Origin of the sequence: Parasphingorhabdus sp., from assembly GCF_039968395.1 — a bacterium.
In the GTDB taxonomy this organism is placed as follows: domain Bacteria; phylum Pseudomonadota; class Alphaproteobacteria; order Sphingomonadales; family Sphingomonadaceae; genus Parasphingorhabdus.
Window position 1 is genome coordinate 442860 of record NZ_JBDVPV010000005.1, and the last position, 12972, is coordinate 455831.

Annotated in this window: 12 protein-coding genes; 9 read left to right on the forward strand and 3 right to left on the reverse strand. The window is 52.7% G+C overall.

What is annotated here, in order from left to right; genetic code table 11:
* Positions 1–41: 41 nt before the first annotated feature.
* On the forward strand, positions 42–1025 hold the full coding sequence (lipA, locus tag ABJI30_RS12755) for a lipoyl synthase (RefSeq protein WP_348025443.1): 984 nt from the start codon (positions 42–44) through the stop codon (positions 1023–1025).
* A complete protein-coding gene (locus tag ABJI30_RS12760) occupies positions 1012–1497 on the forward strand; it encodes a type II toxin-antitoxin system RatA family toxin (protein ID WP_348017073.1) in 486 nt (161 codons plus the stop codon). Before lipA ends, ABJI30_RS12760 begins: the two co-directional genes overlap by 14 nt.
* Here the strand turns inward: ABJI30_RS12760 and ABJI30_RS12765 are convergent.
* The 3 genes from ABJI30_RS12765 to ABJI30_RS12775 are packed head-to-tail and all read right to left on the reverse strand — an operon-like array spanning position 1446 to position 3671.
* On the reverse strand, positions 1446–1961 hold the full coding sequence (locus ABJI30_RS12765; RefSeq protein WP_348017074.1) for a CinA family protein: 516 nt from the start codon (positions 1959–1961) through the stop codon (positions 1446–1448). The two genes, ABJI30_RS12760 and ABJI30_RS12765, sit on opposite strands and share 52 nt — an antisense overlap.
* A gap of 17 nt (positions 1962–1978) precedes the next feature.
* Positions 1979–2497 (reverse strand): hypothetical protein, encoded by a 519-nt coding sequence (locus ABJI30_RS12770; RefSeq protein ID WP_348017075.1) that lies wholly within the window; start codon positions 2495–2497, stop codon positions 1979–1981.
* Between the two features lie 4 nt (positions 2498–2501).
* Positions 2502–3671, reverse strand: a complete 1170-nt coding sequence (locus ABJI30_RS12775) for a bifunctional 2-C-methyl-D-erythritol 4-phosphate cytidylyltransferase/2-C-methyl-D-erythritol 2,4-cyclodiphosphate synthase (RefSeq protein ID WP_348017076.1) — start codon at positions 3669–3671, stop codon at positions 2502–2504.
* A 79-nt stretch (positions 3672–3750) separates the two neighbouring features.
* Between ABJI30_RS12775 and dusB the strand changes: the two genes are divergently transcribed.
* From dusB to hflX, 7 genes are all read left to right on the forward strand, one after another.
* Positions 3751–4746: a tRNA dihydrouridine synthase DusB gene (gene dusB, locus ABJI30_RS12780; RefSeq protein WP_348017077.1), complete on the forward strand. Its 996-nt coding sequence runs from the start codon at positions 3751–3753 to the stop codon at positions 4744–4746.
* Positions 4746–5819: an ATP-binding protein gene (locus tag ABJI30_RS12785; RefSeq protein WP_348017078.1), complete on the forward strand. Its 1074-nt coding sequence runs from the start codon at positions 4746–4748 to the stop codon at positions 5817–5819. Before dusB ends, ABJI30_RS12785 begins: the two co-directional genes overlap by 1 nt.
* Before the next feature lie 4 nt (positions 5820–5823).
* Positions 5824–7242, forward strand: a complete 1419-nt coding sequence (gene ntrC / locus ABJI30_RS12790; protein ID WP_348017079.1) for a nitrogen regulation protein NR(I) — start codon at positions 5824–5826, stop codon at positions 7240–7242.
* 179 nt (positions 7243–7421) lie between these two features.
* On the forward strand, positions 7422–9647 hold the full coding sequence (locus ABJI30_RS12795) for an ATP-binding protein (RefSeq protein ID WP_348017821.1): 2226 nt from the start codon (positions 7422–7424) through the stop codon (positions 9645–9647).
* Between the two features lie 12 nt (positions 9648–9659).
* Positions 9660–11054 (forward strand): sigma-54 dependent transcriptional regulator, encoded by a 1395-nt coding sequence (locus ABJI30_RS12800; protein WP_348017080.1) that lies wholly within the window; start codon positions 9660–9662, stop codon positions 11052–11054.
* A 115-nt stretch (positions 11055–11169) separates the two neighbouring features.
* Complete coding sequence (hfq, locus tag ABJI30_RS12805) at positions 11170–11667, forward strand: RNA chaperone Hfq (protein ID WP_348017081.1); 498 nt, start codon at positions 11170–11172, stop codon at positions 11665–11667.
* 2 nt (positions 11668–11669) lie between these two features.
* Positions 11670–12971, forward strand: coding sequence for a GTPase HflX (gene hflX / locus ABJI30_RS12810; protein WP_348025444.1), 1302 nt, complete (start codon positions 11670–11672; stop codon positions 12969–12971).
* Position 12972 lies beyond the last annotated feature (1 nt).

Sequence of the window (12972 nt, forward strand, 5' to 3'; positions counted from 1 at the left end):
GCAAGTCATTAACACCCATGAAAGGGGTGGCAAGAGTGGTTATGCGTCGCTATTTGATAGAAATGAACGAAATCACGAAAATCACGTCTTCGGAATCCGGATCGCCAGACAAACCGGCGCGTCAGCGCAAGCCTGACTGGATCAGGGTCAAGGCCCCCATGGGCAAGGGTTTTGAAGAAACCCGCAAGTTGATGCGGGAGCACAAATTGAATACGGTGTGCGAGGAAGCGGCTTGTCCGAATATCGGTGAGTGCTGGACCAAGAAGCATGCAACGGTCATGATTCTGGGCGATGTCTGCACGAGAGCCTGCGCTTTTTGCAATGTCAAAACGGGCATGCCGATGAAAGTTGATGCTCTCGAACCTCAACATACAGCTGATGCAGCCGCCAAACTCGGGCTGGAACATATCGTTATTACATCTGTCGATCGCGATGATTTACCGGATGGCGGCGCGAGCCAGTTTGTGAAGGTGATCGAAGCATTGCGACGCACCACTCCAGATACCACAATTGAAATTCTGACACCGGATTTCAGGAACAAGGCAGATGCTGCGATTGAGGCGATCGTCGCGGCAAAGCCAGATGTCTATAATCACAATCTGGAAACAGTTCCGCGCCTATACCCGACAATCCGTCCCGGAGCCCGTTACTATGCGTCCATCCGCCTGCTCGAAAAAGTCAAGCGGCTGGATCCCGGGATTTTCACCAAATCCGGAATCATGCTGGGATTGAGTGAAGAACGGCTGGAAGTTCATCAGGTCATGGACGACATGCGATCCGCGGATATCGATTTCCTGACGATGGGGCAATATCTTCAACCAACGCCGAAACATGTGAAAGTCAGTGAGTTTGTGACGCCGCAAGCGTTTGATGCCTATGCTTCAATCGCACGTGCAAAAGGATTTCTGCTCGTTGCATCCAGTCCATTGACCCGTTCCAGCTATCATGCGGGTGATGATTTTGCGAAAATGCGGGTTGCGCGTGATGAAAAACTGGCAAAAGAAGAAAAGAATGCCGGCACATAAAGAGACTCGTGAACTGCCGCATAGTGCGGCCCAAATGTATGCGCTGGTCGCAGATGTTGGGCGTTATCAGGAGTTTCTGCCTTGGGTTGTCGGGACTCGGATTCGTTCAGATAGCGACACGGAAATGACTGCGGATGTCCTCGTTGGATTCAAGGGGTTACGCGAACAGTTTACTTCCAGGGTGCTCAAGAAGCCGCATCATTCCATCACCGTGGATTATCTCGATGGGCCGCTGAAAATGCTCCACAATGAATGGCATTTTCGACCACGCGCAGACGGTGGCAGTTATGTTGATTTTCACGTTGAGTTTACGTTCAAGAACCGAATGTTTGAAAAACTGGCCGGGCAGATGTTTTCGAAAGCCCTGCATAAAATGACCAGTGCATTTGTCGAACGCGCCGAAGAAATTTACGGAAAAAACTATTCCGACGTTTCTGGAAGCAGCAATTCCAGCGCGACCAGCGCGGCCTGAAGGCGGATTTCAGCCCGCGACTTGTCATCCCCGAAATTATGCCGGTCAGCGACGACGTCTTCGAGGCTTTTGTCTTTTTCCGCTTTGGCAAATACCACAGTTCCGACAGGCTTCTTCTCGGTTCCACCGCCGGGGCCAGCAACTCCGGTAATAGCTACTGCGACGTCACATTCCGAACGCTCAAGCGCACCTTGTGCCATGCCCCAGGCAACAGCAATGGACACGGCACCAAAAGTTTCAAGCAGATCATCACTAACGCCGAGCATCTTTTGCTTCGCCGAATTTGAATAGGTGTTGAAGCCACATTCAAAAACATCACTGCTGCCGGCAATTTCAGTGAGTGCTGCTGCCACTAGGCCGCCTGTGCAGCTTTCGGCGACAGAGACGCGTCGCCCAGCTGCACGATTGAGGGTTACGACTTTTTGCGCAAGGTCGACGAGCTGTGAAGGGAGAAGATTATCCATAAGAGCGCGGCGTTAGCTCATTCTTCCTTCATTTTGCAAATGTTCAATGGATCCTTGTCTTTTTTGTCGGTAGCCTGCTGAATTATCAATACGGTGAGGCTCGCCAGATTGGCTGAAGGCAGGGGCTCGAGCAATGTATAGAACTGATCGATTGTCTCGCAATCGCCCGGTTTTATTTCTTGGGCAATCATCGTCGGGATCATGGCATCGATCATCGGACGCACAGCATCAAGGTCCATGTCTTTTGGAAATTTGTCCCCGGCCAGAACGCCGATAACCAGTTTTGCGCCAGGCCAGGCTTGCTCTGCGGAATGCCGGTATTTGGCATATTGAGCAGAATCGGTTTGAAGCATGGCTGCGGACGGCGGCAGGTTGGTTGCACATTTTGTCCCTGCTGCGTCCAAAGCGGCAGGCAAAAGATAAGTCACAAGATCTTCCGCCTGCTCCGGCGGAATGCACGGTGCAGTCTCGGCAGCCTGAAGTGCGGTTCCGTTGATCAGCGCGGTCATCGCCAACGCCATTGCCAGTTTTTTCATGTCATCACTCCGTACTGATTGTTACGATTGCCTGTGCAGCAATTCCTTCGCCGCGTCCTGTGAAACCGAGCCCCTCCGTAGTCGTCGCCTTCAAACTGATGAGATCCACAGGAATTTCGAGTATCCCTGCGATATTTTTCCGCATTGCATCCCGATGCGGTTTGATTTTTGGTGCTTCGCAAATCAATGTCATGTCTGCACTATTGATGCGGGCACCTTTCTGTTTGATGAGCGAGACTGCGTGTTTCACGAATTTTGTCGAAGCTGCGCCTTGCCATTGCGGATCGGATGGCGGGAAATGATCGCCAATATCGCCTGCCGCAATCGCGCCGAGCAGAGCATCGGTCAAAGCGTGCAGCAACACATCGGCATCGCTGTGGCCTGCGAGTCCTTTTTCATGATCGATCTTCAGTCCGCCGAGCCACAGCTCTTCATCGGCCACAAGGCGATGGACGTCAAAGCCGCTGCCTGTTCTAACATCAATCATGCGTTGTCCCGCCGTTTCTGAAAAGTCCCGGGCTGTCGTAAATTTGCGCAAGATTTCATCGCCGGGAACGACTGCCACCTTGTGTCCGGCGGCCTGAAAAATCTGCGCATCATCGCTTGCATTATCGTTGCCGTCCAGTTCGACATGAGCCTCCAGCAAATCGCCGAAGCGAAATGCCTGCGGCGTTTGTACCCGCCAGATACTGTCGCGGTCGACCAGCTCACTCGCATGGTCATTTTCGACTCGAATGGTTGTATCGGTCGTCGGCAAAACCGGAATTGCGCCAGCGGCATGGTCCAATGCCTTTATCAGTTGGTCGATTTGCTCGTGTGGCAAAAAGGGCCGCGCGGCATCGTGTATCAGAACAATATCCGCACCACCGTTGTCAGCAATGGCAGAAAGGCCGTTGAACACGCTTTGCTGCCGCGTGGCCCCGCCGGTCACGAGCTTGTAACCCTGCAGGCCTTCAAGGGCAGCGTCGGCCATTTTTTCCTGATCTTCCCCGATCACAACCCAGATTTCGGAAACCCCGGGATGCGAAGAGAAACTCTCGACACTATGTCGTATCATTGGGCGGCCACGGATGGGTTGATATTGTTTCGGGCGGTCGAGACCGGAGCGCTCACCGCGACCGGCTGCGACAATAATTGCCTTTATCGTGGACGAATGGGGCGAAGAATCGGTCATCGGCGTTCATCTAGCGCAAGCATAACTTGCCTGCCAGTCGCTTTGACGGTAAGGGCTGCTTAAAATTTAGGCATATGAAATGACACTGACCCCGATTTCCATTGGTGATATCCAGATTGATAGCCCGGTGCTGCTTGCGCCGATGACAGGCGTGACGGACTTGCCGTTCCGCAAACTGGTGCGCCGATTTGGTTCCGGACTAAACGTAACCGAGATGATTGCCAGCCAGGCGATGATCCGGGAGACCCGTCAATCCTTGCAGAAATGCGCATGGGATCCGATCGAGGAACCGGTATCCATGCAACTAGCTGGCTGTTGTCCCGATGCCATGTCCGAAGCCGCCAGATTGAACGAAGATCGCGGCGCTCAGATTATCGACATCAACATGGGCTGTCCCGTGAAAAAAGTGGTCAATGGCGATGCCGGATCAGCGTTGATGCGCGATCTGCCGCTTGCCGCTTCGCTGATCGAGGCGACCGTCAAGGCGGTCAACGTGCCGGTTACCGTCAAAATGCGGATGGGCTGGGATCATGATAGTCTCAATGCTCCGGAACTGGCCCGGATTGCCGAAGATCTCGGCGCAAAAATGATCACCGTCCATGGCCGGACGCGCTGCCAGATGTACAAGGGAAGTGCTGACTGGACTTTTGTCCGTCAGGTCAAGGATGCAGTGTCTCTGCCCGTGATTGTGAACGGCGATATTTGCACGCTGGCAGATTGCGAGCAGGCCCTGGCGGAAAGCGGCGCAGATGGCCTGATGATCGGCCGCGGCGCCTACGGCAAGCCATGGCTGCTGGGACAGGTCATGCACTGGTTTGATAAAGGTGAAGCGCTTCCGGATCCGTCTTTGCTCACCCAGTTTACCGTTCTGGACGAACATTATCGCGATATGTTGACCCACTATGGCGAGGAAGTTGGCGTCAAAATCGCGCGAAAACATATTGGCTGGTATACCAAGGGAATGCCGGGATCGGCGGAATTCCGCAACCTCGCAAACAAGGAGATCGACGCAACCAAAGTGCTGACCATGCTCCGGGATTTTTATACACCCTGGCTCGACAAAGCAGCGGCTTGATGAACGATCTTCCGGCAACGGAACTGATTTTTTCGGGCTTGCCCGATGCGCTTATTCTGATTGATTCAAATCACCACATTGCAAAAGTAAATCCTGCTGCAGAGAATTTTCTTGGGACAAGTTCAAAACATCTGCTCGGACAGTCGGTCGATAAGCATATTCAATTTGGCGATAGACGTCTCGAACAGGCACTGATTGACAGTGATGCAAATCTGGCGGCGCGGCGAATGGCCGTAAAGGTACGCGGCAACCGAGCCGGTTTCGTTGATTTCAGCATTCAGGCCTTGCCGTCCAACGCGCTTTGGAGAATTATTTCGCTATCCCCGTTGCCCAGCGATGGTCCGGAATTGGCTGCGGAACAGAAGGGTGCGAACGAATTTTCTGTTCGTGCTCCTGATATTCTTGGTCATGAGATAAAAAACCCGCTTGCGGCGATCAAGGGTGCGGCCCAACTGCTCGAAAGATCGCTGGAAGACGAACAAAAAACGCTAACCAGCATGATCAAATCCGAAGTGCAGCGGATAGCCAGCTTGCTCGACCGGATGCAGAGTCTGTCCACCACTCAGCCGGCAAAACTTGAACCGGTCAATGTTCATACCCTGATTGACCAGGCACGCAAATCGGTCGAGACCGGCGCGCGCAGACAGCTTGCGGTTTCTGACGAGTTCGATCCGTCTTTGCCGGATGTACTTGTCGATCCAGATGCCATGATGCAGATATTGACTAACCTTCTGTCGAACGCGGTCGATGCTACTGACAAGCTTGAAAATCCCATGGTTCAAGTGATCACAAGATACAGTTTTGGAGCCTCTTTCACAGCACAAGGATCGGTTGAGCCGGTCCGGCTGCCGGTTGAAATTATCATCAGGGATAATGGCCCCGGCGTGCCCGATGACATGGAGCAGGATATATTCTCTCCATTTGTTTCCACCAAGGCTGAGGGGCAGGGGCTGGGCCTTGCCCTCGTTCGAAAGTTGATGAGCGATATGAACGGAAGGATCCGCTACGAAAGGCCGGAAGGCTCGAATTTAACGCAATTTGTTCTGTTTCTTCCAATTGCGCCGCGGGATTAGTTTTATGACAAAACAGACTGTATTGCTGGTTGAAGACGATAGTTCGGTCAGTCACATCATTGTTACCGCGCTGAAGGCAGAGGGCATGGCAGTGGAAAGTTGCAAGTCCGTCGCGGAGCGCGATGATCTTCTTGCGGGCGGCAAATATGATTTGCTGATTACCGATGTTGGTTTGGGCGAAGCAGATGGAATTTCGACACTTGATGCAGTCAGGGCCGAAGACCCTGATCTTCCCGTCATTGTAATCTCGGCGCAGAATACCCTGAACACGGCGGTCCGTGCTTCCGAAACCGGAGCTTTCGAGTATTTTCCAAAACCGTTCGATCTGGACGAACTGGTCGAAGTTGTACGTCAGGCGATGAAGCCGCGCAGCACCGAACTGACTGTCGAAAACCTGGATGACGAAAGTTTGCCGCTTGTCGGACGAAGCCCGGCGATGCAGGATGTTTACCGCATGATTGCGCGTTTGTTGCGCAACGACCTGTCTGTGCTGATCCTCGGAGAATCCGGGACGGGCAAGGAGCTTGTTGCCGAAGCAATTCATACCTTGGGTCATCGCAAAGCGGGGCCATTTATTGCCGTAAACATGGCTGCCATTCCAACAGATCTGATTGAAGCGGAATTGTTTGGGCATGAAAAAGGCGCATTTACCGGAGCCGTGAACAGTGCTGCCGGCAAGTTTGAACAGGCGAGGGGAGGGACGCTTTTCCTCGATGAAATCGGTGATATGCCGATGCATGCCCAAACGCGGCTTCTTCGCGCACTCCAGTCCGGTGAAATTAGCCGGGTTGGAGGAAAAGGGCTGGTCAAGCTTGATGTACGGATCATCGCGGCGACCAATCAGGATTTTGAAAAACTGATCGCAGCAGGCAAATTCAGGGAAGATCTTTATTACCGGATCAATGTTGTTCCCATTGAACTTCCTCCCCTGCGAGAACGATCCAGTGATATCCCGGGACTGGCCGTGCACTTTCTCAACCTCGCCGTGACCGAGGGTTTGCCGCGTAAAGTGATGACCGAAGCTGCAATGAAAATCCTGTCGCGGCATGTGTGGCGCGGAAATGTCAGAGAATTGAAAAACGTCATCTACCGCGCGGTTGTGACAGCTAGAGAAGAAGAATTGTCTGATGTTGTCATTCGTCAGATTTTGCAATCCCAGCAACAGGATGACCAGGACAAGGAATTTGCGGCGAATTTTGATCATCAGGTGCGATCAATCGTTTCCGAAATTATACTGGATCCCAATCAATCTGCTTCGGTCTATGTCCGCGCGCTTGAAAAATTCGAGCGGCCCTTGCTCGAAGAAATACTGGATCAGGCACAGGGCAATCAGATCAAGGCTGCCAAAATGCTGGGAATAAACCGCAACACGCTGCGCAAGAAACTGACAGAATATGAGATTGACCCCAGTCAGCGAAAGTGATTTTCGGAGACAAACCGACTTCTGACTCGGTCAAACCGTGACATATATGCCGAATAGTGCTTTTTTTACCACGATTCTGTTGTAATGATAGCACAATGAATGCGCAGCAGCCCCTTTCAGAAAAACGAGCTCCGGCGTGGGTCAGGCGGTTGTCGATCCTTGCCGAAAAAGATGCGGTGATGAAGCGCGTCGAGTGGTTTGTCATCATCGTATTCGGTGCGATGCTGATCAGCACGTATTTCATGCTCAGTGCCCAGTCTGACCGGGCGGAGCTCATCGCGCCTCCCATTGCGGCTTCCCTGCTGGTTGCCAATCTCGTTCCTGCCATTGTCTTGCTGGTTCTTTTTGGACGACGGATGGCCAAGGGGAGGGCAGCCAAGTCAGCCATTGGAAGCAACGGACGACTGCATGTCAGGCTCGTTGCCCTATTCTCGCTGGTCGCCAGCATCCCGATGTTACTGGTGGTCATTTTCGCGTCTTTTCTGTTCCAATATGGCGTCGAATTCTGGTTTTCCGACCGTGCGCGGGGAATGCTCGAAAATGCCAATGGCCTGGCTCAGGGCTATTATGAAGAAAACCAGCGGGATGTCGGTGAAGAAACCATCACCATGGCGAATGACCTGCGCGATTATCTGCGTCAGGCCCGCCTTGAGAGCCCTGAATTTGCAGAGGGCTATGTTTTCCAGGTCTTGTCGAGAAAGCTGAACGAGTCTGCGATCGTGGAATATGGCGCAGACGGAGTCATCCGGACCGCGGCTGCTGTTGACCCCGACAATCGGGAGACCAGCAACAAGATATCCGCCGATGTGATCCAAAAGCTGATCGAGGGCGAAACATATGTCGTCACCGCACGCGACAACAAGATTGAGGCGGTCACCGCACTGGATCTGGAATCGCGAATCTTTCTGTACGCGGCCCGAGATACCGATATGGATGCATTGAGCCAGTGGGAAAGAGCGCAAGCGGTTCTGAAGGATTATGACGATCTTTTCGTACGATCCCGCAGTCTGCAGCTTCAATTCAACATCGCGCTGTTTGTTGTTTCGCTGTTCATCGTCGGACTGGCATTGTGGATCGCTCTGGCACTGGCTGACCGGATGGTGCGCCCGGTGAGCGAACTCGTCCATGCGGCCAAACGGGTCACTGAGGGCGACCTGGCTTCCCGGGTTCCATCGCCGGTTGAAAAAGATGAAATTGGAACATTGGGCCGCGCTTTTAATCGGATGACCGAGCGGCTCGAAACGCAAACGACAGCTCTGCTCGCGGCCAATGACCAATTGGGGAGCCGTCGGGCATTTATTGAAACCGTACTGGAATCGGTGACCGCCGGAATTATGAGTTTGAATGAAGCCGGCCAGATCCGGCTTACAAATTCCCGTGCGCAAGCCTTGCTGGCGCAGAAGGGCGGCGATCTGCATGATCGGGATATTGCGGACGTTGCTCCGCAATTTGCAGAATTGATTGCTGACGGTGTTGAAAATACGATTATCCAGTTCTCATCTGGCGGGGAAGTCAAAACGCTTGAAGTGAAAATCGTCGCGGGAACCGCAGGCCACGTGATTACGTTTGAAGATATTACGCAGCGACTTCTCGACCAGCGTCGTGCTGCCTGGTCAGACGTTGCGCGCCGAATTGCGCATGAAATCAAAAATCCACTGACACCAATCCAGCTTGCTGCCGAGCGTCTGCAGCGGCGATTTGGCAAGAATATTGAAGATGGCGGGCCGATATTCTCTCAACTGACCGGGACTATCGTCCGTCAGGTCGGCGATCTGCGGAATATTGTAGATGAATTTTCTTCTTTTGCCCGCATGCCAAAGCCTGTTTTCAGGGAAGAAAACCTGGTTGATATTCTGAAGCAGGCGATGTTCCTGCAGGATGTTTCCAACCCCGATATTGAATTTGAATTTTTAACCGAAGCCAACGAAATCGAACTGGTTTGCGATCGCCGACAACTTGGACAGGCGCTCACCAATGTGATCAAAAACGCGGTTGAAGCGATCGAGCAGAAAAAGGATATCGATGGCGACGAGGCTGGATCCGCCGGTCAGATTTGCTTGCGTATTCTTGACGGTGACGATGGTGAAGAAGCGATTGTGGTGCAACTGGATGACAACGGCATCGGTTTACCGGCTGATCGCGAACGGATTGTCGAACCATATATGACGACGCGCGAAAAGGGCACCGGTCTGGGCCTCGCGATCGTCAAAAAGATCATTGAAGAACATTTCGGAGAGATTGCATTCGATGATGCGCCGGATGGAGGAACACGCGTGACGATCAGATTCAATCCCGCGAAATTACAGAGGCTGGGGCAAAATACGACAGTGGATGGGGACATTGTCGGTCAGGAAGTTGGTGCTGGAGTAGATCTGGCCCAAAATATTGAAGATCAGCGAAAGTAGAGGTTCAGCAAAATGGCGTTGGATATTTTAATTGTAGATGACGAACCGGACATTCGGGAATTGATTTCCGGAGTGCTGGAAGATGACGGTTACGAAACTCGGACCGCTGCAGACAGCGATGCCGCGATGGCAGCGGTTAACGAACGCAAGCCATCACTTGTCCTTTTGGACGTGTGGTTGCGGGGATCGCGGCTTGACGGTCTCGAACTTCTGACTGAAATCAAGAAGATCGATGCGAAACTTCCGGTGATTGTGATTTCCGGGCACGGCAATATCGATACGGCTGTTGCCGCGATTTCAGAAGGTGCTGTCGATTTTATTGAAAAACCGTTTGAAGCCGAACACCTCATGCATCTGGTTGCACGCGCGACGGAGACGGAAAGTTTGCGCCGGGAAAATGAAGACCTCAAGGCCAGGGTTGGCTTTGCAGATGAACTGACCGGAAATTCTGCAGCTGTGAATGCGGTCAGAGCCACGCTCAAGCGTGTGGCTGGGACAGGCAGCCGATTGCTGATATCGGGTCCTGCAGGCGTGGGCAAAGAAGTTGCGGCACGTTTAATGCACAACTGGAGTACCCGGACCAATGCCCCGTTTGTCACCATCAGTGCAGCGCGTCTGTCACCGGAAAGTGTCGAGGAAGAGCTGTTCGGAACGGAAAAGTCCGGCAAAGTTGACAAAACCGGCCTGCTGGAAGAGGCCCATGGCGGTACACTGTTCATCGATGAAGTTGCTGACATGCCGCTGGATACACAGGGTAAAATATTGCGAGTGCTGACCGAACAGAGTTTCACACGTCTCGGAGGCAAGCAACGCGTAAAGGTGGATGTTCGAGTCGTTTCCGCGACATCGCGCAATCTCGACGAAGAGATCCAGGAGAAGCGTTTTCGCGAGGATCTGTTCTATCGGCTAAATGTCGTGCCCGTGGAACTTCCACCGCTCAATCAACGTCGGGAAGATATTCCTTCACTGGTCGAGCATTATTCCGCGAGATTTGCTTCCGATCAACGGTTGAACCCGCCGGAGATTTCGGCAGAAGCCATGGCTGCACTGCAGGCATGCGACTGGCCTGGCAATGTCCGTCAGTTGCGAAATGTCATCGAGCGGACGATCATTCTGGCTCCCAAGGAGAATTTCAAGCGAATTGAGATCGAAATGCTGCCGGCTGAAGTTCTGGGTCATGATGATGATCTGGATCAGGGCGTGGCATCATTAATGGGCTCACCCTTGCGCGAGGCCCGCGAAAGTTTTGAGCGGGAATATCTCAAAGTGCAAATTCGCCGTTTCTCCGGAAACATCTCAAAAACCGCGAATTTCATCGGAATGGAGCGTTCTGCATTGCACCGGAAACTGAAAATGCTGGGTTTGGTGACACGGAAAAAGGCTGGAGCCGATCCCGCATCCGGTTAATTGAGGTTGTAGCGTCAACAGGAAACCCATATATTCTTCTGGACGATCCCCCGGAACAGATTCCGTCGTCAAAAGAAAAATATAACCTGTAGCTATAAATGCTGCCAAAAAGCGGATGTCAAAAATGACCGATAAATCAAATAACCTTCAGGATCTTTTCCTGAACTCCCTGAGAAAATCCAAAACGCCGGTCACCATGTTTCTGGTGAAAGGCGTGAAGCTGCAAGGCATCGTGACGTGGTTTGACAATTTTTCCGTCTTGCTGCGGCGAGATGGCCAGTCACAGCTCGTATACAAGCATGCGATATCCACGGTCATGCCATCTGACAGCATCGACATGCAGCCGTTTTCTGATCTGATGGAAAACACCAAGGCCCGTAACGGTGCGTTGCAGGAAGTCTTTCTGACCGCGGTACGTGACAGCAACGACTCGGTGACGATGTTTCTTGTCAACGGCGTGATGTTGCAAGGTGAAGTTGCGGCCTATGATCTGTTCTGCATCTTGCTGGAGCGGGATGGCATGTCGCAGCTGGTGTACAAGCACGCCATTTCAACCGTGCAGCCCGGTGGTCCGATCAATCTCGCAGACTATAACAATAGCGAAGACGCGTAGCATTGATTCCATTTGAAAAAGACGGTTTGGACAGCACGACGGATCGAGCGGTAATCGTTCATCCCGATCTGGGTTCGCTCGACCAGAATACACTGGAGTACCGATTGGAAGAGGCAGAAGGATTAGCCTTGGCGATCGGACTGGTTGCGGTTTCCAAGCGCTATTTTTCGGTTCGAGCGCCCAAGCCAGGGACCCTGTTCGGTTCCGGTCAGGTGGGACAGATCAAGACCATATTGGCTCAGAATGACGCGACCATTTTGATTGTGGACGGGACGCTCAGTGCGATTCAACAGCGCAATCTGGAGGAAGAGCTCAAGGTCAAAGTCATCGACCGGACGGGCTTGATTCTTGAAATTTTTGGCGCTCGGGCAGCGACTGCAGAGGGCCGACTTCAGGTTGAGCTGGCGCATTTGGACTATCAAGCCGGCCGCCTTGTGCGCAGCTGGACTCACCTTGAGCGGCAACGCGGTGGCTTCGGGTTTCTCGGTGGACCGGGTGAAACCCAGATCGAATCCGATCGCCGCATGATTCGTGACCGGATGGCGAAACTGCGAAAAGATCTTTCTCATCTCAGGAAAACACGCAGCCTGCATCGATCGCGCCGACAAAAAGCTCCTTGGCCGGTTGTCGCGCTTGTGGGTTATACCAACGCGGGCAAATCCACATTGTTCAATCGATTGACCGGGGCAGAGGTATTCGCGGAGGATTTACTGTTTGCAACGCTCGATCCAACGATGCGGGAATTCCCACTTTCGGGTTATGACAAGGCGATTATTTCAGACACGGTAGGCTTTGTGTCTGATCTTCCGACACAGCTGGTCGCAGCGTTTCGGGCTACTCTGGAAGAAGTGACGGCCGCCGACATCATTGTACATGTTCGGGATATTTCTCATGTGACGAGTGATTCCCAGGCGCGCGATGTCGAGCAGATATTGCGGGAACTGGGCGTTGACCTTGAAGGCGGGGAAGGTGCTCCAATCATTGAGGCATGGAACAAGATCGACCTCATCGACAAGGAGGGGGGCGAGCATGTACATATTCCCGAAGTCATTCCTGACAATGTTGTACCGATTTCGGCAGTTACAGGTGAGGGGATTGATGAGCTGCTTCAGATGATATCGACGAACCTTTCTTTAAATCACGATACAGACACGGTGACTTTATCTGTGTCTGATGGGAAGCGACTGGCATGGTTGCACGAGAATGGTCGCGTTCTGGAAACGGAGCAGGATCAAGATGATCTGGTTCTGGCTGTCAAAATGTCGAAACGAAACTGGGGACGTTTCCGGCAACTGCAAATGTGAT